At 67.0% G+C, this 19,216-nt stretch carries 17 protein-coding genes; 8 read left to right on the top strand and 9 right to left on the bottom strand.

Annotation, left to right across the window (positions count from 1 at the left end):
• From DBV14_RS19330 to psrA, 4 genes are all read right to left on the bottom strand, one after another.
• The coding region (locus tag DBV14_RS19330) for an aldehyde dehydrogenase family protein (protein ID WP_221621904.1) at positions 1–216 on the bottom strand (216 nt) is incomplete at its 3' end.
• Between the two features lie 25 nt (positions 217–241).
• Positions 242–1,501 carry a phosphonoacetate hydrolase gene (gene phnA / locus DBV14_RS19325; protein WP_124461061.1) on the bottom strand — a complete coding sequence of 420 codons (1,260 nt, stop codon included), beginning with the start codon at positions 1,499–1,501 and terminating at the stop codon, positions 242–244.
• A gap of 50 nt (positions 1,502–1,551) precedes the next feature.
• Positions 1,552–2,868, bottom strand: coding sequence for an MFS transporter (locus DBV14_RS19320; RefSeq protein WP_124461060.1), 1,317 nt, complete (start codon positions 2,866–2,868; stop codon positions 1,552–1,554).
• Positions 2,869–2,983: 115 nt separating this feature from the next.
• A complete protein-coding gene (psrA, locus tag DBV14_RS19315) occupies positions 2,984–4,087 on the bottom strand; it encodes an iron-containing alcohol dehydrogenase PsrA (RefSeq protein ID WP_124461058.1) in 1,104 nt (367 codons plus the stop codon).
• A 244-nt stretch (positions 4,088–4,331) separates the two neighbouring features.
• Between psrA and DBV14_RS19310 the strand changes: the two genes are divergently transcribed.
• Both DBV14_RS19310 and DBV14_RS19305 read left to right on the top strand, forming a co-directional pair.
• A complete protein-coding gene (locus DBV14_RS19310) occupies positions 4,332–5,204 on the top strand; it encodes a LysR substrate-binding domain-containing protein (protein ID WP_124461056.1) in 873 nt (290 codons plus the stop codon).
• Positions 5,205–5,304: 100 nt separating this feature from the next.
• Positions 5,305–6,741 carry an MFS transporter gene (locus DBV14_RS19305; protein ID WP_185546066.1) on the top strand — a complete coding sequence of 479 codons (1,437 nt, stop codon included), beginning with the start codon at positions 5,305–5,307 and terminating at the stop codon, positions 6,739–6,741.
• 3 nt (positions 6,742–6,744) lie between these two features.
• Here the strand turns inward: DBV14_RS19305 and DBV14_RS19300 are convergent, their stop codons facing one another.
• Positions 6,745–8,043 (bottom strand): SUMF1/EgtB/PvdO family nonheme iron enzyme, encoded by a 1,299-nt coding sequence (locus DBV14_RS19300; RefSeq protein ID WP_124461054.1) that lies wholly within the window; start codon positions 8,041–8,043, stop codon positions 6,745–6,747.
• A gap of 164 nt (positions 8,044–8,207) precedes the next feature.
• Between DBV14_RS19300 and DBV14_RS19295 the strand changes: the two genes are divergently transcribed.
• Positions 8,208–8,843, top strand: coding sequence for a TRAP transporter small permease subunit (locus DBV14_RS19295; RefSeq protein WP_124461052.1), 636 nt, complete (start codon positions 8,208–8,210; stop codon positions 8,841–8,843).
• A gap of 25 nt (positions 8,844–8,868) precedes the next feature.
• Positions 8,869–10,710: a TRAP transporter large permease subunit gene (locus DBV14_RS19290; RefSeq protein WP_124461050.1), complete on the top strand. Its 1,842-nt coding sequence runs from the start codon at positions 8,869–8,871 to the stop codon at positions 10,708–10,710.
• A 115-nt stretch (positions 10,711–10,825) separates the two neighbouring features.
• Here the strand turns inward: DBV14_RS19290 and DBV14_RS19285 are convergent, their stop codons facing one another.
• The 4 genes from DBV14_RS19285 to xseB form a co-directional block, all read right to left on the bottom strand.
• Positions 10,826–11,908, bottom strand: a complete 1,083-nt coding sequence (locus tag DBV14_RS19285) for a TRAP transporter substrate-binding protein (protein ID WP_124461048.1) — start codon at positions 11,906–11,908, stop codon at positions 10,826–10,828.
• A 113-nt stretch (positions 11,909–12,021) separates the two neighbouring features.
• On the bottom strand, positions 12,022–13,878 hold the full coding sequence (gene dxs / locus DBV14_RS19280) for a 1-deoxy-D-xylulose-5-phosphate synthase (protein WP_124461046.1): 1,857 nt from the start codon (positions 13,876–13,878) through the stop codon (positions 12,022–12,024).
• Positions 13,879–14,059: 181 nt separating this feature from the next.
• Positions 14,060–14,986 carry a polyprenyl synthetase family protein gene (locus DBV14_RS19270; protein ID WP_124461044.1) on the bottom strand — a complete coding sequence of 309 codons (927 nt, stop codon included), beginning with the start codon at positions 14,984–14,986 and terminating at the stop codon, positions 14,060–14,062.
• A complete protein-coding gene (xseB, locus tag DBV14_RS19265) occupies positions 14,983–15,249 on the bottom strand; it encodes an exodeoxyribonuclease VII small subunit (RefSeq protein WP_124461042.1) in 267 nt (88 codons plus the stop codon). Before xseB ends, DBV14_RS19270 begins: the two co-directional genes overlap by 4 nt.
• Before the next feature lie 182 nt (positions 15,250–15,431).
• Here xseB and DBV14_RS19260 point away from each other — a divergent pair, with 182 nt between their 5' ends.
• The 4 genes from DBV14_RS19260 (at position 15,432) to DBV14_RS19240 (ending at position 19,164) form a co-directional block, all read left to right on the top strand.
• Positions 15,432–16,571, top strand: coding sequence for an aromatic ring-hydroxylating dioxygenase subunit alpha (locus DBV14_RS19260; RefSeq protein ID WP_124461040.1), 1,140 nt, complete (start codon positions 15,432–15,434; stop codon positions 16,569–16,571).
• 132 nt (positions 16,572–16,703) lie between these two features.
• Positions 16,704–17,636 (top strand): DMT family transporter, encoded by a 933-nt coding sequence (locus DBV14_RS19250; protein WP_260397129.1) that lies wholly within the window; start codon positions 16,704–16,706, stop codon positions 17,634–17,636.
• A 38-nt stretch (positions 17,637–17,674) separates the two neighbouring features.
• Positions 17,675–18,583 (top strand): sulfurtransferase, encoded by a 909-nt coding sequence (locus DBV14_RS19245; RefSeq protein ID WP_124461036.1) that lies wholly within the window; start codon positions 17,675–17,677, stop codon positions 18,581–18,583.
• Positions 18,580–19,164 carry a DUF2796 domain-containing protein gene (locus tag DBV14_RS19240; protein ID WP_124461034.1) on the top strand — a complete coding sequence of 195 codons (585 nt, stop codon included), beginning with the start codon at positions 18,580–18,582 and terminating at the stop codon, positions 19,162–19,164. The genes DBV14_RS19245 and DBV14_RS19240 overlap by 4 nt, the downstream gene beginning before the upstream one ends.
• Positions 19,165–19,216 lie beyond the last annotated feature (52 nt).

Genomic DNA, 19,216 nt, shown 5'->3' with positions numbered 1-19,216 from the left:
CTCGTAGCGCGTGAGCGTGGATTTGTAGTCGCGGGCGATGCGCAGGGCATTGCGCACGTCGTCCAGCGTGGCCTTGGGCACGGTGGCGATCACTTCGCCGGTGTACGGGTAGGTGACTTCGATCGTGCGGTCGCGGTGGACCTTTTCTCCGGCGATGCGCAGCGCTTCGCGATAGATGGTGCCGGGCTTCAGGGCGGAATGGTCGGATGGGCTCATTGAAAAATTGCTCCGTGAGAGGGGTTCAGGCCGCGACAGGCACCGCGGCTGAAACCGGGACCTGGGCGTGGTTCAGCGCGATGTCGAGCGCATCGAAGTTGCGCAGCCGGCGGCTCGCGGCAATGCCGGCCACGGGGCGATTGCAGATCAGCGGCACGCGCTGCTCGGACACGCCACCGTGCGAGCGCAGCGGCACTTCCAATGCCGACAGGTCATGCCGGCTGGCCGAGGTGCCGATGGCGGTGCTCTGCTCGCTCACCACCACGATGTCGCCAATGCGGTCCGGCGGCAGCTCGAAGCGCTTGGCGGCTTCGGCCCGCGTGAGCACGAGCTCCATGCCCGGCACCTGCTTGATGCGTTCGATCCAGCCGGGCACGCTGGCGTCGTCGGGCGCATACACGGTGGCGAACGAGCCGAGCGCGCCGTGGTGCACGACATACGGGTCGGTGATCGGCAGGATCACCCTCGCCTTTTCAGCGCCGTACCAGCCGTCGAGCACGTCCTGCAGATAGATGACGTTCGGCGAGCCATCCGCGCCGTGCTTGTCGTTCATGCCGTGGTCGGCGGTGATGACGATGGTCGCACCCAGCGCATCGAGTTGCGCCAGGTAGCCGTCCATCATGGCGTAGAAGGCATTGGCCGCGGGGCTGCCCGGTGCGGCCTTGTGCTGCACGTAGTCGGTGGTCGACAGGTACATCAGGTCGGGCCGGCGCGACTCCATCAGCTTCACGCCCGAGGCGAACACGAACTCCGACAGCTCGGCGCTGTACACCGAAGGCACGGGCATGCCGACCATGTCGAGCACGTTGTCGATGCCGTTCTCCTGCATCGTCACCTGGTCCGACTTCTCCGAAGAAAAGCAGATGCCCTTCATGCGATGGCCCAGCAGCTTGCGCAGCTTGTCCTTGGCGGTGACCACGGCCACCTTGGCGCCTGCATCGGCGAACGCGGCCAGCACGGTGCCGGCGCGCAGGTACTTGGGGTCGTTCATCATCACTTCCTGGCCCAGTTCGCGGTCGAAGAAGTAGTTGCCGCAGATGCCGTGCACGGCAGGTGGCGCACCGGTCACGATGGACAGGTTGTTCGGGTTGGTGAACGAGGGCACGACGCAATCGGCCAGCAGGCTCGCACCCGACTTCATGATGCGGCCCAGGTACGGCGCCACGCCGGCCTCCACGGCCGCATCGAGGTACGCGGGCTCGCAGCCGTCGACGCAAACGACCACGACGGGGCGCGCCATCCAGCGGTAGCCGCGGCCATTCACTTCAAGCGGATCGGATTTCATTGGGTGGGTACTCCTTGGTTTGTGGATGCGTGACAGTCCGGGCACGGGACTCATCGGCGGATGAACGCCGCAATGAACGCACTGATCAGGCAGCTGGCCGCGACGATGGGGAACACCAGCGAGGTGTTGCCCGAGTGGTCCAGCATCCGGCCGATCAGCGGCTCGCCGAGCCCCGCGAGCAGGTACGAGAAGAAGTTCATGACACCGGTGGCGGTGCCCGCGCGCTTTGCGCCGACGAGGTCGGGGCACAGGGCCCAGAACGACGAGGCCGGTCCGTAGACGAAGAAGCCGGCAAGGAAGAGCAGCGCCAGGCCCAGGATGCTGGTGGGCAGCAGGTACATGCCCATCGATGCGACGGCGCCGAGCAGCATGTACAGCACGATGGCCTTGTAGCGCTTCGATCCGAAGACCTTGTCGGAGATCCATCCGTTGGTGAGCGCACCGAAGGCCATGCCGACCGGCAGCGCGACGGATATCCAGGCCGGATCGATCATGCCGTCGGCGGCCTTGGCCCAGTCCTTGCCGAGAAAGTGCACCGGCACCCAGACGATCAGGCCGTAGCGCGCGGCGTTCTGGAAGCCGATGGACAGCGCGGCGATCATCAGCCGGGGGTTGCTGAGCACGGCCTTGTAGCGCGACCACGAGCTTTCTTCTGCTTCATGCCCGCCGTGGCTTGCCTTCGCGTTCTTTGCATCCTTCTCGTCGGCAACGCCGGTCTCGGGCGACTTGAAGCCCAGGTCTTCAGGGCGTTCACGGGCGATCAGGTAGAAGGTGATGCCCCCGATCAGCATCAGCAGCACGGGGAGCCGGAAGATCCAGCGCCAGTCGAGGTGGAACACGTTCACCACCAGGATGGAAGTAACGAACGACAGCACCGACGCACAGCCCGCGGCGAACACATAGAAGCCGTAGACTTTTCCGCGCTCTTCGGAGCCCCACCAGTTCGACAGCAGGCGGCTGCCCGGTGCCCAGCCCAGGGCCTGGAAGTAGCCGTTGATGCCCCACGGAATCGCCAGCGACTTGAACCCGACCGCGAAGCTCACCACCCAGTTGGCCGCGCACGAAAGAATGGCGCCGGCCGTCATGACGCGGCGGCCACCGAACTTGTCGCCGAGGTTGCCGTTGATGGCCTGGCCGATGGCGTAGCACCAGAGAAGGCTGGTCGAGGCCCACCCTAGGACTTCCTTCGAAAGGCCGAATTCCTTCTGGATGCCCGGGATGGCAAAGCCGAAAGTCTGCCGCCCCGTGTAGAAGAAGAAGTAGCAGAACATGGCGGCCAGCAGCATCCGCCACTGCGCCTTCCTGAACGAGTTTTCCAAAGGCGGAACGTAAGTGCCCGCCGGCAGTGTCTGGTTGGCCGCTTGCATGGTTTGTCTCCATTTCTTGACGGGCGTGGGGCCCGTGGGACCGGCTCGAAGGCCGGCATCTGTTTTCTCGAGTCTCGGCCGGCCGCACGTTCGCTGCGCCCGGCACTCCAGTCACCTAGGCGTGCACCGCCCCGATGAAGTTCTTGCCGCGCGCGCCTTCCATGGCGCGCGCGATCATGGCCGCGGCTTCGCCGTCCGCCACGCCGTAGTCGGCGAACTCGGTCTTCACGCCCAGGCCCTGCAGAAAGTCGCGCAGGCGCCGCGTGCCGGCGGAGAGATCGGGGCCGAAGAGCTGCTGCAGCGTGCGGTCGCGATCAGCGGACCGGGCCCATGCCTTTTCAAGCACCAGCGGCAAGGTGAAGGAGCAGGCAATGCCGTGCGGCAGCCCGTGGCGCAGCGTCATCTCGTACGAGATCGAATGGGCCAGCGCGGTCTTGGTGTTGGAGAACGCCATGCCGGCCTTGAGCGCGGCCAGCGACATGCGCTCGCGCAGCTCGATGCTGCCCAGGTCGGCCATGAGGGCCGGCAGGCAATCGAAGATGTCGCGCACCGCCGACACCGCGAAGGTGTCGGAGATGGGGTTCGCGTTCACGTTCCACACCGACTCCAGCGCATGCGAGAGCGCGTCGAGCCCGGTCGACACGGTCACGCCCGCGGGCACCGACAGCATCAGCTCGGGGTCCACGATGGCCGCTTCGGGCCACGTGGCATCCAGGTGCAGCGAATACTTCTTCTGGTTGGCGGTGTCCCAGATGGTGGCCCAGGGCGTGACTTCGCTCCCGGTGCCCGCGGTGGTGGGCACTGCGATGAGCGGCTTGACGCTGGCGGGCGCAAAGGGTTTTCCCGTGGCGAGCAGGCCGATGAGTTCATCGAACTGTCCGCTGGCGGTGCCCACCATCAAGGCCTTGGCGGTGTCGATGGCGCTGCCGCCGCCCACCGCGACGATGGCATCGCAACCTGCATCGCCATGGGCATCGGATTGCCAGAAGCTGTTGTAGAGCCCGGCGAGATGCGCCACGTCGGGGTTGGGGCGCACGTCGTCGATCACCGAGACCAGTGCGTCGCCCAGCAGCGCTTCGAGGCGGGCGACGAGGCCCAGCGCGCGCGCTTCGGGAAAGGTGACGACGACGACACGGCGGCCGCCCAGGATCGAGGGCAGCTGCTCGAGGCTGCCCCGTCCGCAATGGATGGCAACGGGGTTGTGAAAGGCATGGGGCATCGGGTTTGTCTCGCGTGGTTGCTTGTCTGTCTGTTCTTGCATCGCGCTGTATCGCGCGCTCTTGAATGGATGCAAGTGTCAAAGCCGCCCGCGGCCCCGTCCAATCGCATTTCTGACGTTGGCGTGGTTGAAAACCGATAGGTCGCCGCCAAGGGCGATCACGGGGAAAGCGCGCATGCCCGGCAGCGCCCGGATGTGAGAGGCTCCGTGCCGTCACGCGCCACCGCCTCTCCAGACCCGCCCCATGTTTCACCAGTACTACAAGTGGATCCGATGCTTTCATGCCGTCGCCAAGACGGGCGGCTTTACGTCGGCGGCGCAGTACCTGCACATCGGCCAGCCGACGGTGACCGACCAGGTCAAGGCACTCGAAGAGCGCTTCAACGTGGAGCTGTTCGTGCGAGGCGGGCGCGGCGTGCGGCTCACCGCAACGGGCGAGCGGCTCTACGGCATCACGCAGGGCCTGTTCGGCCAGGAAGAAGAAGCGATCCAGTTCCTGCAGCACGCGCACAAGCTCGAAGCCGGGCTGGTGCGCGTGGGCGCGGTGTCTCCGCCGATTGCACTGGAGTTGGCGCGCAACTTCAAGCGCGCGCATGCGTCGCTGGAACTCACGGTCGCCATCGGGTCGGAAGAATCGACGCTGCGCGGGCTGCAGGACTTCGACATCGACGTCGGCATCGTGGTCGAGCCGCCACCCATCGAGGGCTTGCACACCGTGGCCTTTCGCAGCGAGCGGATCATTGCCGTGGTGCCTGCAGACCACGCATGGACGCAGCGTGCGTCGATCGGCACGCAAGATATCGCGAACGAAATGGTCATCCTGCGCGAGCCCGGTTCGCAGACGCGCCAGCGCGTGGAGCGCGCGTGCCGGCAGAAGAACGTGCGCATGAACTGCGTCATGGAGATCAACAGCCGCGAGGCCATCCTGCATGCGGTGGCCAACGGCATGGGCATCGGCTTCGTCACGCAGGTCGAGTTCATTCCCCTGCCCGGCCTGGCCGCGGTGCTGATCGACGACGAGGAGCTGTCGATCAGCTATTCGCTGTGTTGCCTGTCGGTGCGGCAGGACAGGCCGTTGATAAGCGCGCTGTTCGCCGTGGCGCTCGCGTCGCACTGAAGAGCACCCAGGATCGCGCCAGCGGACGGCGCGGTCCTACGAGCGCATGCTGCCGCGCTTTCCATAATGGCCGGGCCTCGATTCGAGTGAGTGAGTCCGCGTGCCACGACAACAACCCCTGCGCAGCGACATCCCCGCCCGCCTGGACCGCCTGCCGTGGTCACGCTGGCATTGGCGCGTGGTGATCGCGCTGGGCGTGGCGTGGATCCTTGACGGGCTCGAAGTGACGCTGGTGGGCTCCATCGGCGCGGTGCTGGAGCGGCCCGACACGCTGGGGCTCTCGGCCGGCGAGATCGGATGGTCGGGCTCGGTCTACATCGCGGGCGCGGTGATCGGCGCGCTGGTCTTCGGCCGGCTCACCGACCGGCTGGGGCGCAAGAAGCTCTTTCTCATCACGCTGGTGGTCTACACGCTCGGCACGCTGGCCACCGCGTTCTCTCCTGACTTCGCGTTCTTCGCGCTGTGCCGCTTCGTGACGGGGCTGGGCATCGGCGGCGAATACGCGGCCATCAACTCGGCCATCGACGAACTCATTCCGGCGCGGGTGCGCGGGCGCGTCAACCTTGCCATCAACGGCAGCTTCTGGATCGGCGCGGCGCTGGGCGCCGGGCTGAGCCTGGTGCTGCTCGACGCACGCGTGATCGGCCCGGTGTGGGGCTGGCGCGCGGGCTTCGCGCTGGGCGCGGTGCTGGCGGTGGCCATTCTGCTGGTGCGGCGCAACGTGCCCGAAAGCCCGCGCTGGCTGATCGCGCATGGGCGCGCCGACGAGGCGCGGCGCATCGTCGAAGGCATCGAGGCCGAGGTCAAGGCGCAGCACGGTCCGTTGCCCGCGCCGCAAGGCCATGTGGCCTACACCGCCGCGGGCAACGGCAGCCCGTCGATGCGCGAGGTGGCGCGCGTGCTGCTGAAGCACTACCGGCAGCGCAGCGTGGTCGCGGGCGCGCTGATGGTCTCGCAGGCCTTCTTCTACAACGCGATCTTCTTCACCTATGCGCTGGTGCTCACGCGCTTCTATGGCGTGCCCGAAGGCAGCGTGGCGCTGTACATCTTTCCGTTCGCGCTCGGCAACGTGCTGGGGCCGCTGCTGCTCGGACCGTTGTTCGACAGCGTGGGCCGGCGCAAGATGATCGCGCTGACCTATGTGCTGGCGGGCGTGGGCCTGGCGCTCACGGGCTGGGCCTTCATGGCCGGCTGGCTCGACGCGCGCAGCCAGGCGCTGTGCTGGTCGGCGGTGTTCTTTCTCGCGTCCGCGGCGGCAAGCTCGGCCTACCTGACGGTGAGCGAGGTGTTCCCGCTCGAGATGCGGGCCATGGCCATCGCGATCTTCTATGCCATCGGCATGGGTGCGGGCGGCTTCGCGGCGCCGGTGCTGTTCGGCCTGCTGATCGAAACCGGCAGCCGCGGCGCGGTGACGGTGGGCTACGGCATCGGGGCCGCACTGGTCATCGTCGCGGGGCTGCTGGCCTTGCGCTACGCGGCCGACGCGGAGCGCAAGCCGCTGGAGGAAGTGGCACCGCCTCTGGCGTCGGGGCGTTGAGCCTCAGAGCGCGCAGGTCCTGAAACCGAAGAAGCCGTCGTCGCGCTCGGGCAGCGCGAAGCCGCGGCGCTTGAGCGAACGCATGCGCGCGCGCGTCGCGAACGAGGCGCCGCGCAGCACGCGTGCGCGGCCGAATGCGGCCGTAGGGTCGAACTCGCCGCCGGCGCTCCACGGGTCGGCCCTGAAGCCGGGCCAGGGCTGCAGCGTGCCCGCGGTCCATTCGTGCACGTCGGCCCAGCGGAACCCGCGGCGCGCGGCCGTGTGCGCCGCGATCTCCCATTCGACTTCGGTCGCGATGCGGCGCCCCGCCCAGCGGGCCCATGCATCGGCCTCCCACCAGCTCAGGTGCACGGCGCTGTGGTGTCCGGCCGCACGCACCGTCTTGCCGAAGTGCTGCTGCAGCACCGAGCCGCCGGTGCCGTTGCGCGCCACGCCGATCTGCTCGACATGGCGCGGGCCGCGGCGCCCGTCGACCTGTGCGCTCAGCCAGCGCCAGCCCTCGCTGTGCCACAGCTCCTCGCGGTCGTAGCCGCCGTCGTCGACGAATTCGATGAACTGGCTCCAGGTGACGGGTTGCGCGTCGATCTCGAACTCGGGCACGTCGACCCGGTGCGCGCTGCGCTCCTGCGCAAAGGCGAAGCCGCTGTCGGACGAACCCAGCTCCCAGCGCGTGGCCGGCAACAGCAGCGGCTCACGCGTGACGGCGATGGGCGCCTGCTCGACGCCCAAAGGCAGCCCGAGCGTTTGCGCCATCACCACGAACTGCTCGCCGCGCAGGTCTTCGTGGAACAGCGCCAGCCGGTAGAAGTACAGGCCGGCATCGGTCTCGGCCGCGTGTTCGAGCAGCTCGAGCGTGCTCTCCAGCGTTTCGAGAAGGTAGGCCTTGGTCTGGCCAAGGTCGGGCAGGTCGGCGGACCAGCGGCGTCCCGGCTGGCTCTGCGCCGGGTTCCACCAGTCGTCGGCACCGGGCTCTATGGCGGCCAGCCGCGTGGGCCGCACCGGGCAGTCGATGCCGAAGGCGCGCTGCGTGTTCCGGCCGATCCACCATTCGGCGAACCAGCCGATGTGGCCGGCCAGCCAGACCGGCGGCACCACGCCTTCTTCTTCCGGCACGGGTGGCACCGCAAGGGCTTCGGTGCCCATGGCTTCCTCGTAGAGCGAGAGCAGGTGCAGGGTGTGGTTGCGTGCGTCGATCAGCGCCAGGGACAGCAGGTCGCGGCCGGCGCGGCACATGTCGGGCGAGTCGATCGACCACGATGCCGCCCCGGCGGCGGACGAGGTGTGTCGCGGTGACTGGGCCATGACGGCATTATGACCAGCGGCAGCCCCTGGGTAGGCCCTCAAGGAACTTTTCCCCTACACCGATAGAATTCGCACCGCCTCATGCACCCGACCCGCCGGCACACAAAGCCGGAGCGTCGGGTGCCGTCGTATCAGGGGCATCCAATACAAAAGATGGAGATGTAATGCAAGGCTTGCTCAAGCTGTCCCGGGCCATCGACTGGCTCAATGCCCAGGTGGGCAAATATGCCATTTGGCTCATCCTGGCCGCCACGGTCATCAGTGCCCTCAACGCGATCGTCCGCAAGGTCTTCAACACCAGCTCCAACGCCTTCCTCGAAGTGCAGTGGTACCTGTTTGCCTGGTCCTTCCTGATCGCCGCCGGCTATACGCTGCTGCATCGGGAACACGTGCGCATCGACGTGCTCAACAGCCGCCTGTCCAAGCGCAAGCAGGTGTGGATCGACATCATCGGCTTCGCGTTCTTTCTCACGCCGCTGTGCCTGACGGTGCTGTACCTGTCGATGCCCGTGGTGATCCAGATGTACCAGTCGGGCGAGGTATCGGGCAACTCGGGCGGCCTGATCCGCTGGCCGGTGTGGGCGGCGCTGCCGTTCGGCTTCACGCTGCTGATGCTGCAGGGCTGGTCGGAGCTGATCAAGCGCATCGCGTTCCTGCAAGGCCAGGGGCCCGACCCGATGGGCCGCCTGACCGACAAGACGGCCGAGGCCGAACTCATCGAAGCGCTGCGCCTGCAAGCCGAGGCGGATGCCGCCAAGGCGGCCGCAGGCACGGGCGCTACTGCAAAGCCGCAACACTGAACCGCCAGGCGCCGGAAAAAACACCATGGAATTCATCGTTGCCAATTTCGCCCCGATCATGTTCGCGGGGCTCATCTGTTTCCTGCTGCTGGGTTTCCCGGTGGCATTCAGCCTCGGGGCCTGCGGCCTGTTCTTCGGTTTCATCGGGATCGAGCTGGGCGTATTCCAGTCGTCGGTGATGGCGTGGCTGCCCCAGCGGCTGATCGGCATCATGGCCAACGACACGCTGCTGGCCGTGCCCTTCTTCACGCTCATGGGGCTGATCCTGGAGCGAAGCGGCATGGCCGAGGACCTGCTGGACACGGTCGGCCAGGTCTTCGGTCCGATGCGCGGCGGCCTTGCACTGGCGGTGATCTTCGTCGGCGCGCTGCTGGCGGCGACCACCGGCGTGGTGGCCGCGTCGGTCATCTCGATGGGCCTGATCTCGCTGCCGATCATGCTGCGCTACGGCTACGACCGCAGGCTCTCCAGCGGCGTGATCGCGGCCTCGGGCACGCTGGCGCAGATCATCCCGCCCTCGCTGGTGCTGATCATCATGGCCGACCAGCTCGGCAAGAGCGTGGGCGACATGTACAAGGGCGCCTTCCTGCCCGGCTTCATGCTGATGGGCCTGTACGTGCTGTACGTGGTGTTCCTCGCGATCTTCAAGCCCACGCAGGTTCCCGCGCTGCCGACCGAGGCACGCACCTTCCGCGAACCCGACGGCAGCGGCGGCTATACCTCGCTGGTCGGCATCACCGCGCTGTCGGCGGTCGTGGCCGTGATCCTCGCGCGCAACATGGAAGCCGTGCACACCTGGTTCCAGGGCAGTGAAGTGACCTTCGTGGCAACCGACGAAAAGGTCGTGGTGGCCATGTGCGGCGGCGTGTTCGTGGCACTGGTCATCGCGCTGATCAACAAGGGCCTGAAGCTCAACCTGCTGTCGCGCCTGGCCGAGCGGGTCACCTTCGTGCTGATTCCGCCGCTGCTGCTGATCTTCCTGGTGCTGGGCACCATCTTCCTGGGCGTGGCCACGCCCACCGAAGGCGGCGCGATGGGTGCGATTGGCGCGCTGATCATGGCCTGGGTCCGCCGGCGCATGAGCTTCTCGCTGCTCAAGCAGGCGCTGGGCTCCACCACGCGGCTGTCCAGCTTCGTGATGTTCATTTTGATCGGCGCCACGGTGTTCAGCCTGGTGTTCCAGGCCGCCGACGGCCCGATCTGGGTGGAACACCTGCTGTCGTCGCTGCCGGGCGGCCCGGTGGGCTTCCTGATCGCGGTGAACGTGCTGGTGTTCTTCCTGGCGTTCTTCCTCGATTACTTCGAGCTGTCGTTCATCGTGGTGCCGCTGCTGGCGCCGGTGGCGCACAAGCTGGGCATCGACCTGATCTGGTTCGGCGTGCTGCTCGCGGTGAACATGCAGACCTCGTTCATGCATCCGCCCTTCGGCTTCGCGCTGTTCTTCCTGCGCTCGGTCGCACCCGAGAAGCAGTACGTGGACCGGGTGACGCAGAAGGTCATGGAGCCGGTCACGACGATGCAGATCTACAAGGGCGCGATCCCGTTCGTGCTGATCCAGCTCACCATGGTGGGCATCCTGATCGCCTTCCCGCAGATCGTGACGGGCAGCCTGGACAAGGAAGTGAAGGTCAACCTCGACGACATCGGCGCGCAGATGCGCGACAGCCTGAAGTCCGACGAAGGCACCACGCCCACCGACCCCTACGGCGGCCCCGAAGAAGCTGCACCGGGCGCCGAGCCGAAGGCGGAACCGGGCGCGCCGGGTGCCGCCGCACCCGCAACGCCAGAGCCCTCGGCCGAAAGCACCGAGAGCGATCCGATGAAGGCAATGCAGGACGCGCTCAAGGCGCAGAACCCGAAGCCCTGAGCGACAGAAGCCCGCCTCCTCCCCGGGAGGCGGGCCCATGAAAAAAGGCCGGCCCGCGAAAGCGGACCGGCCTTTTTGCTGCGTGCCGCCGGCGAACCGGCGGCAGCGCCTGGCGTCAGATCTTGACCGAGTTCATGTACTGGTTGAACGGGTACTCCGAGAAGCGGTTCCACAGGATCTGGTCGCGCTGGAAGGCGCGCATGTCCTGGTGGATCTTCTTGAAGTCGGCCGACTTGGCTTCGTGCTCGGCGAACACTTCCATCGAGGCCTTGAAGCCCGCGTCCATCACGGCCTTCGGGAACGGCTTGAGCTGCGTCTTGGCGGCCACGAGGCGCTTGATCGCGAGCGGGTTGAAGGCGTCGTACTTGGCGATCATGTCGCGCGCGGCAACCTTGGTGGCCGCATCCAGGATGGCCTTGTTCTCGTCCGACAGCTTGGCGAACGCCTTGTTGTTGATGAAGAACTCCAGGTCGGCGCCGCCTTCCCACCAGCCGGGGTAGTAGTAGTACGGTGCGACCTTGTTGAAGCCCAGCTTCTCGTCGTCGTAGGGGCCGACGAATTCGGCGGCATCCAGCGTGCCCTTTTCGAGCGCCTGGTACACGTCGCCGGCGGGCATGTTCTGCGACACCACGCCCAGCTTGGCCATGGCCTCGCCGAACACGCCGCCGCCCATGCGCATCTTCAGGCCCTTCAGGTCTTCGACGGTCTTGATTTCCTTGCGATACCAGCCGCCCATCTGCGTGCCGGTATTGCCGGCGCTGGCGGTGCGGAAGTTGTACTGCGCGAAGAAGGCGTCGAGGAGCTTGCGGCCGTTGCCGTACTCTTTCCACGAATCGGTCTGGCGTGCGGTCAGGCCGAAGGGCACGGCGCAGCTGAACGCGAAGATCGGGTCCTTGCCGGTGAAGTAGTAGGCGGCGGTTTGCGCCATCTCGAGCGTGTCGCCCTGCAGCGCGTCGACGACGCCGAACGCGGGCATCAGTTCGCCGGCGGGGTGGACCGAGATTTCGAACTTGCCGCCCGACAGCGCCTTGACGGTCTTGGAGAGCATTTCGGCGCTTCCGAAAATCGTGTCGAGCGAACGGGGAAAGCTCGACGCGAGGCGCCAGCGCACTGCCGTCTGCGCGTGCACGGCGGGCGCAATGCCGGCGGCCAAAACGCCGGCGATGCCGGCGTTTTTGATGAGGGAACGACGATCCATTGATTCACTCCGAGTTCTTTGAAAAAAACGAAACGCGGCTTGTGACCGCGTTGGGGACTTTTGTGTAAGTCTTCTTGATTGTAAAAACCGCCTTACAGACGCCCGGCGGGGGTTTACCCTGCGACGGCGCCGAAGCGTTGCGTGATCGATGCCGCGATGCCAGTCGCATCGAGCCCGATCGACGCCAGCAGCTTGGCCGGATCGCCATGCTCGATGAAGCGGTCGGGCAGGCCCAGTTGCAACACCGGCTTCTGCACGTCGGCCGCCTGCAATGCCTCGAGCACCGCACTGCCCGCGCCGCCCATGGTGGCGCCCTCTTCGAGCGTGACGATGGCGTCGTGCGTGCGCGCGACCTTCAGCAGCAACTCGACGTCGAGCGGCTTGGCCCAGCGCATGTTGACCACCGTGGCGTCGAGCGACTCGGCGGCCGTGAGCGCCGGGTACAGCAACGAGCCGAACGCAAGGATCGCGATGCGCTTGCCTTCGCGGCGCACTTCGCCCTTGCCGAAAGGCAATGCATCGAGCGTGAGGTGCGGCGCGACGCCGGCACCCGCGCCGCGCGGATAGCGCACGGCCACCGGATGGTTCTGTTCGTAGGCGCTCGTGAGCAGTTGGCGCAGCTCGCGCTCGTCGGCCGGACAGGCGACGCTCATGTTCGGAATGCAGCGCAGGAACGGAATGTCGTAGGCACCCGCGTGCGTGGCGCCATCGGCGCCCACCAGGCCCGCGCGGTCGAGCGCGAACACCACCGGCAGGTTCTGGATCGCGACGTCGTGGATCAGCTGGTCGTAGGCGCGCTGCAGGAAGGTCGAGTAGATCGCCACCACTGGCTTCAGGCCTTCGCAGGCCAGGCCGGCCGCGAAAGTCACGGCGTGCTGCTCGGCAATGCCGACGTCGTAATAACGATCGGGAAAGCGCTGTTCGAACTCGACCATGCCCGAGCCTTCGCGCATCGCGGGCGTGATGCCCACGAGCCGGCCGTCGTGCGCTGCCGTGTCGCACAGCCACTGGCCGAACACCTGCGTGAAAGTCTGCTTGGCCACCGCGGTCGACTTGACCAGCCCCACCTGCGGATCGAACTTGCCGGGGCCGTGGTAGGCCACCGGATCGGCTTCGGCCAGCTTGTAGCCCTGCCCCTTCTTCGTGACCACGTGCAGGAACTGCGGGCCGTCGAGGTGCTTGAGGTTTTCGAGCGTGGGCACCAGCGAGTCGATGTCGTGGCCGTCGATCGGGCCCACGTAGTTGAAGCCGAACTGCTCGAACAGCGTGGCCGGAACCACCATGCCCTTGGCATGCTGCTCGAGGCGCTTGGCCAGCTCGAACAGCGGCGGCGCGGCGCGCAGCACGCTCTTGCCGACGTTCTTGGCGGCGGCGTAGAAGTTGCCGCTCATCAGCTGCGCGAGGTAGCGGTTGAGCGCGCCCACGGGCGGGCTGATCGACATGTCGTTGTCGTTCAGGATCACCAGCAGCTTGCAGTCGCACACGCCGGCGTTGTTCAGCGCCTCGAAGGCCATGCCGGCCGTGAGTGCGCCGTCGCCGATGATGGCCACGGTGTAGCGATCTTCGCCCTTCTGCTTGGCCGCCATGGCCATGCCGAGCGCAGCCGAGATGCTGGTCGACGAGTGCGCGGTGCCGAAGGTGTCGTACTCGCTCTCGCTGCGCTGCGGAAAGCCAGAGATGCCGCCGATCTGCCGCAGCGTGGGCATGCGCTCGCGCCGGCCCGTGAGGATCTTGTGCGGGTAGGTCTGGTGGCCCACGTCCCACACCAGCCGGTCGTGCGGCGTGTTGAACACGTGGTGCAGCGCGACCGTCAGCTCGACCGTGCCCAGGTTGGAGCTCAGGTGGCCACCGGTGCGCGAGACGTTGTCCAGCACGCAGGCGCGTACTTCGTCGGACAGTTGCCGCAGCTGGGCTCGGTCGTATTTGCGGATCGGCGAGGGGTCGTGGAGTGTGGGAAGCAGCGGAGCCATGGGGAGGTCTTTTCTTTTCTCAGTTTTCCATCACGCGTCGCATGACCCGCGACGCATGAAACTGTCGCGATTCAGTCGGGAGACACCGCGGAACCGGCTTTGCCGGGCCGCTGGTGTCGCCCCCTGAAAGGGGGTTGGCGAAGCGACACGAAGTGCGCGAAGACTGGGGGTAAGTTTCATCCTAGCGGTCGCGGTCGACCACCATGTGGGCCAGCGCGCGCAAGGCGGCGGTGTCGGCCAGCCCGGTGCGCGCCAGGGCGGCGAGCGCATCGGCCAGCAGTTGGCGAGCCTGCGCGCGCGCGCCGTCGAGGCCCAGCAGCGACACGTAGGTGGGCTTGTCGGCCGCGGCGTCCTTGCCGGCGGTCTTGCCCAGGGTTTGCGAATCGGCGGTGACGTCGAGGATGTCGTCGACCACCTGGAACGCGAGGCCGATGGCCGCGCCGTAGTCGCGCAGCGCGGCCAGCGCCACCGGTGTGACGGAGCCGCAGGCGGCGCCCATCTCGACGCTGCCCTGCAGCAGCGCACCGGTCTTCAGGCGGTGCATTTCGCGCAGTTGGGTTTCATTGAGTGCAATGCCGACGCTGGCCAGGTCGATGGCCTGGCCGCCAGCCATGCCCTGGCTGCCCGCGGCGCGCGCCAGCAGGCGGCACAGCGTGGCCTGGGTGGATGCGGCAACCTCGTCGCCTTCGGGCGTGAGCAGCTCGAAGGCCAGTGCCTGCAGCGCGTCGCCGGCGAGCAGTGCGTCGGCTTCGCCGAACTTCACGTGCACGGTGGGTTTGCCACGGCGCAGCACGTCGTTGTCCATGCACGGCAGGTCGTCGTGCACCAGCGAATAGGCGTGGATGAGTTCGGTGGCGCAGGCTGCGCGCAGCGCTGCGGCCTGGTTGCCGCCGACCGCTTCGCTGGCCGCGAGCACCAGCAGGGGCCGCAGCCGCTTGCCGCCGTCGAGCACGGCATAGCGCATGGCGTCGCCCAGCAGCACGGGCGCATCGACGCCGACCCAGCGCGACAGCGCCGCCTCGACGTTGGCCAGGTGCGGTTCGCTCCAGGCGGAAAGACGCGCGGCGTCCCAGTTGGCGAGGGTCGTCATTGGGGTGGTGGCGCTCATTCGGCCGTCCAGGTCTTCAGGCTGCCCGCGTCGAGCACCTTGATCTGGTCTTCGACCGCCTGCAGCTTGTCGCGGCAAAAAGCCAGCAGCGCGGCGCCGCGCTGGTAGCTGCCGAGCAACTGGTCGAGCGGCAGCTGGCCCGACTCGAGTTCTGCAACCAATTGTTCCAGTTCCTGGAGCCCCGCTTCGTAACTGGCGGGCAGCGGGCCGGTATCGGGCGTTGCCGCCGGGCTGGACGAAGAAGGGGAAGGCACCTTGGGCATGCAACGAAACGTGGGTGAAACCGGGCATTTTAGGGCGCCCCCCGGATCGGGGCCCGGTGGGTACAATGCGAACTTCTCTCGTTGGCGACACACCAACACCCCTCTCGGGCCGTCGAACCTTCCAGACGGCGCCTTCCGTTCTTCCTCTTTCTCTCCCTGTGGGGAGCTTGGTCAGGTCCTCCATGTCTGATTTAAGTCTTCAACTGCAGCAGGCCGCGAGCCAACTTCCAGTTTCCGCGTATTTCGACGAAGCGCTCTATGCGCGCGAAATGCAAAACCTTTTCGCGCGAGGGCCCCGCTACGTCGGCCATCGCCTCGCCGTGCCCGAAATGGGCAACTTTCACACCCTCCCGCAGGAGCACCAGGGCCGCGCGCTGGTCCACACGCCCAAGGGCGTGGAGCTGATCTCCAACGTGTGCCGCCACCGCCAGGCGCTGATCCTGCAGGGCCGGGGCCAGCTCGACAACAAGACCGGCGGCAACATCGTCTGCCCGTTGCACCGCTGGACCTACGCCGCGAGCGACCCGCGCAGCACCGGCACGCTGATCGGCGCCCCGCATTTCGACCAGGACCCGTGCCTGAACCTGCACAACTACCCGCTCACCGAATGGAACGGTCTTTTGTTCGAAAAGAACGCCGATGGCACGGGCCGTGACGTGGCCGCCGACATGAAGGGCCTGGGCCCGCAGGCCGACCTCGATTTCTCGGGCTACGCGCTCGACCGCGTCGAGCTGCACGAGTGCAACTACAACTGGAAGACCTTCATCGAGGTCTACCTCGAGGACTACCACGTGGGCCCGTTCCACCCCGGCCTTGGCAGCTTTGTCACCTGCGACGACCTGCGCTGGGAGTTCAATCCCCACTACTCGGTGCAGACGGTGGGCGTGGCCAACCGCCTGGGCCGCGCGGGCAGCCCGGTCTACCAGAAGTGGCAAGAGCAACTGCTGAAGTACCGCGACGGCAAGCCGCCCAAGTACGGGGCCATCTGGCTCACCTACTACCCGCACGTGATGGTCGAGTGGTATCCGCACGTGCTCACCGTGTCGACGCTGCACCCGGTCAGCCCGACCAAGACGCTCAACATGGTCGAGTTCTTCTACCCCGAGGAAATCGTCGCCTTCGAGCGCGAATTCGTCGAGGCCCAGCAGGCCGCCTACATGGAAACCTGCGTGGAAGACGACGAGATCGCCGAGCGCATGGACGCCGGCCGCCGCGCGCTGATGCTGCGCGGCGACAACGAGACCGGCCCGTATCAGAGCCCGATGGAAGACGGCATGCAGCAATTCCACGAGTGGTACCGACAAGCCATGCAGAACGCCTGACTCGATGATTGCCGCATCGACGGGTGTTCTGGGAACACCGCGGAACCGGCTTTGCCGGGCCGCTGGTGTTGCCCCCGGTGAGGGGGTTGGAGAAGCGACACGAAGTGCGCGAAGCCTGGGGGAGAGCCAATAATGCAAGCGCTCTGGATGGTGCTCGGCGCCTTTTTGTTCGCAACCATGAGCGTGGTCGTCAAGATCGCATCGGCGTGGTTCAACAGCGGCGAAATGGTGCTCGGCCGCGGCCTGATCGGCATCGTTTTTCTCTGGCTCCTGGCGCGCAACCGAGGCGTCTCGCTCGCCACCAAATACCCCGGCATGCACGCCTGGCGCAGCACCATCGGCGTGATCTCGCTGGGCGCGTGGTTCTACGCCATCGCCCACATGCCGCTGGCCACCGCCGTCACGCTCAACTACATGAGCAGCGTGTGGGTCGCGGCCTTTCTCATCGGCGGCGCGCTGCTGGCCTGGGTGCCCGTGCCCGGGCGCGACGGGCGCGTGGAACGCCCGCCGCTGCAGGGCGCGCTGGCCCTGACAGTGCTGGCGGGTTTCGCCGGCGTGGTGCTGATGCTCAAGCCCACCGTCAGCGGCAATGAAGGTTTCGCCGGCATGCTCGGCCTGCTGTCGGGCCTGACGGCCGCCTTCGCCTACATGCAGGTGGTGGCCCTGTCGCGCATCGGCGAGCCCGAGCTGCGCACGGTGTTCTATTTCGCGGTCGGCTCGGCCGTGGCCGGCGCCTTTGCCACGGCCGCCACCGGGTTTTCGGGCGGCAGTTCGTGGACGTGGCAGCATGCGCTGTGGCTGCTGCCGATCGGCCTGCTGGCCGCGCTCGGACAGCTGTGCATGACCCGCGCCTACGCCACCGCCAAGACCCAGGCCGGTACGCTGGTGGTGGCCAACCTGCAGTATTCGGGCATTGTCTTTGCGGCGTTCTACAGCGTGGTGCTGTTCGACGACCACATCGACGCGGCCGGCTGGGCGGGCATGGCGCTGATCATCGCGAGCGGCATCGCGGCCACCGTGCTGCGGCAGCGGGCGGTGCCCAAGGCGCCGGCCGAGGAACACTGAACCACGCGCAACAACGTCATTTCGAAGGAGCACACGCCATGTACACCACCCTCATCTCCGTCGAACAACTCAAGCAGCTGCAGCAGGGCGACACGCCCTTCATGGTGTTCGACTGCAGCTTCGAACTCATGAAGCCCGAAGCCGGCCCGCAGCTGTATGCGGCCGCGCACATTCCGGGTGCCCAGTACGCCAACCTCGATACCGACCTCAGCGCCAGGCATGGCTTGCCCGGTGCGCACGGCGAAGTGGTGGTGGCGCAAGACGACGGCCTGCCCGCCTCGGGCGGCCGCCACCCATTGCCCAGCCGCGAAAAATTTGCCGCCTGGCTTTCCAGCGTCGGCTTTGCCAACGACATGCAGGCCGTGGTGTACGACCGCAACGGCGCCAACTACTGCGGGCGCCTGTGGTGGATGCTCAAGTGGATGGGCCACGACGCGGTGGCCGTGCTCGACGGCGGCCTGCAGGCCTGGCAGGCGGCGGGCGGCGAAGTCACCGGCCGCGAAGAGCCCGCGCGCTTCCAGTCGAACTTCGTGGCCGCCGAGCCGATTGCAAAGCTCGTCACCACCGACACCGTGGTGCGCCGGCTCGGCCAACCTGACCAACAGCTGATCGATGCACGCGCCGGTGCCCGTTACCGTGGCGAGGTGGAACCTCTGGACCCGATTGCCGGTCACATCCCCGGGGCCCTGAACCGGCCCTTCGCCGACAACCTCGGACCCGACGGCAAATTCAAGCCGGCATCGCAATTGCGTGCCGAGTTCGAATCGCTGCTCGCGGGACGTGACGCGGCGACAGTCGTCCACCAATGCGGCAGCGGCGTGAGCGCCGTGCCCAACCTGCTTGCGATGCAGATCGCCGGCTTCGGGACGACCGCGCTCTATGCCGGCAGCTGGAGCGAATGGAGCAACACGCCGGGGCTGCCGACCCGGCAAGGCGCTGAACCATGACATTGACGACCCGACGACTGGGCCGCACCGGCGGTCTTGCAATTGCCGCCGCGTTTCTTGCGGCCGCCCCGTTCCTTGCCGCGCAGGCGCAGCAACAACACGCGCACGTGCACGGCCAGATGAAGCTCGACGTGGCCATCGACGGCCCCACCGTGGTGATCGACATGGAATCGCCGCTCGACAACATCGTCGGCTTCGAGCGCGCCCCCAAGACCGATGCCGAAAAGAAAACCGTCGCCGACGCCGTGGCCCAGCTGCGCGCGGCCGACAAGTTGTTCGTCATCGACCCGGCCGCCAACTGCAAGCTGGGCCCGGTCGACCTGCGCTCCGGCGCGCTCGGCCTTGGCAACCCCGACCCGAGCGAACCCGTGGGCCACGCCGACCTCGACGCCACGTTCTCGTTCAACTGCACCAATGCGGCCGCCGCGAAGTTCATCGACGTGAACCTGTTCGCCGCCTTCAAGGGCCTGCGCCAGATCGATTCGCAGATTGCTTCCGCGCAGGGCCAGTTCAAGCGCCAACTGAAGCGCCCGGGTGCCGCCCAGGCCGCACAGCCCGCCCGCCTGAGCTGGGGCAAGTGACACTGTGAGCACGCCCCACGAGGCCGCAACGACCGCCGCAACGACAGCCACA

The sequence above is a fragment of the Variovorax sp. KBW07 genome (assembly GCF_003852515.1).
GTDB lineage: Bacteria > Pseudomonadota > Gammaproteobacteria > Burkholderiales > Burkholderiaceae_C > Variovorax.
This window is presented reverse-complemented; position numbering and strand designations above follow the sequence as displayed.

Coding starts and splice junctions, on each gene's coding strand:
- phnA (WP_124461061.1), bottom strand. CDS start 1,501: ATGAAATCCGATCCGCTTGAAGTGAATGGCCGCGGCTACCGCTGGATG.
- DBV14_RS19320 (WP_124461060.1), bottom strand. CDS start 2,868: ATGCAAGCGGCCAACCAGACACTGCCGGCGGGCACTTACGTTCCGCCT.
- psrA (WP_124461058.1), bottom strand. CDS start 4,087: ATGCCCCATGCCTTTCACAACCCCGTTGCCATCCATTGCGGACGGGGC.
- DBV14_RS19310 (WP_124461056.1), top strand. CDS start 4,332: ATGTTTCACCAGTACTACAAGTGGATCCGATGCTTTCATGCCGTCGCC.
- DBV14_RS19300 (WP_124461054.1), bottom strand. CDS start 8,043: ATGGCCCAGTCACCGCGACACACCTCGTCCGCCGCCGGGGCGGCATCG.
- DBV14_RS19295 (WP_124461052.1), top strand. CDS start 8,208: ATGCAAGGCTTGCTCAAGCTGTCCCGGGCCATCGACTGGCTCAATGCC.
- DBV14_RS19290 (WP_124461050.1), top strand. CDS start 8,869: ATGGAATTCATCGTTGCCAATTTCGCCCCGATCATGTTCGCGGGGCTC.
- DBV14_RS19285 (WP_124461048.1), bottom strand. CDS start 11,908: ATGGATCGTCGTTCCCTCATCAAAAACGCCGGCATCGCCGGCGTTTTG.
- dxs (WP_124461046.1), bottom strand. CDS start 13,878: ATGGCTCCGCTGCTTCCCACACTCCACGACCCCTCGCCGATCCGCAAA.
- DBV14_RS19270 (WP_124461044.1), bottom strand. CDS start 14,986: ATGAGCGCCACCACCCCAATGACGACCCTCGCCAACTGGGACGCCGCG.
- xseB (WP_124461042.1), bottom strand. CDS start 15,249: ATGCCCAAGGTGCCTTCCCCTTCTTCGTCCAGCCCGGCGGCAACGCCC.
- DBV14_RS19260 (WP_124461040.1), top strand. CDS start 15,432: ATGTCTGATTTAAGTCTTCAACTGCAGCAGGCCGCGAGCCAACTTCCA.
- DBV14_RS19250 (WP_260397129.1), top strand. CDS start 16,704: ATGCAAGCGCTCTGGATGGTGCTCGGCGCCTTTTTGTTCGCAACCATG.
- DBV14_RS19245 (WP_124461036.1), top strand. CDS start 17,675: ATGTACACCACCCTCATCTCCGTCGAACAACTCAAGCAGCTGCAGCAG.
- DBV14_RS19240 (WP_124461034.1), top strand. CDS start 18,580: ATGACATTGACGACCCGACGACTGGGCCGCACCGGCGGTCTTGCAATT.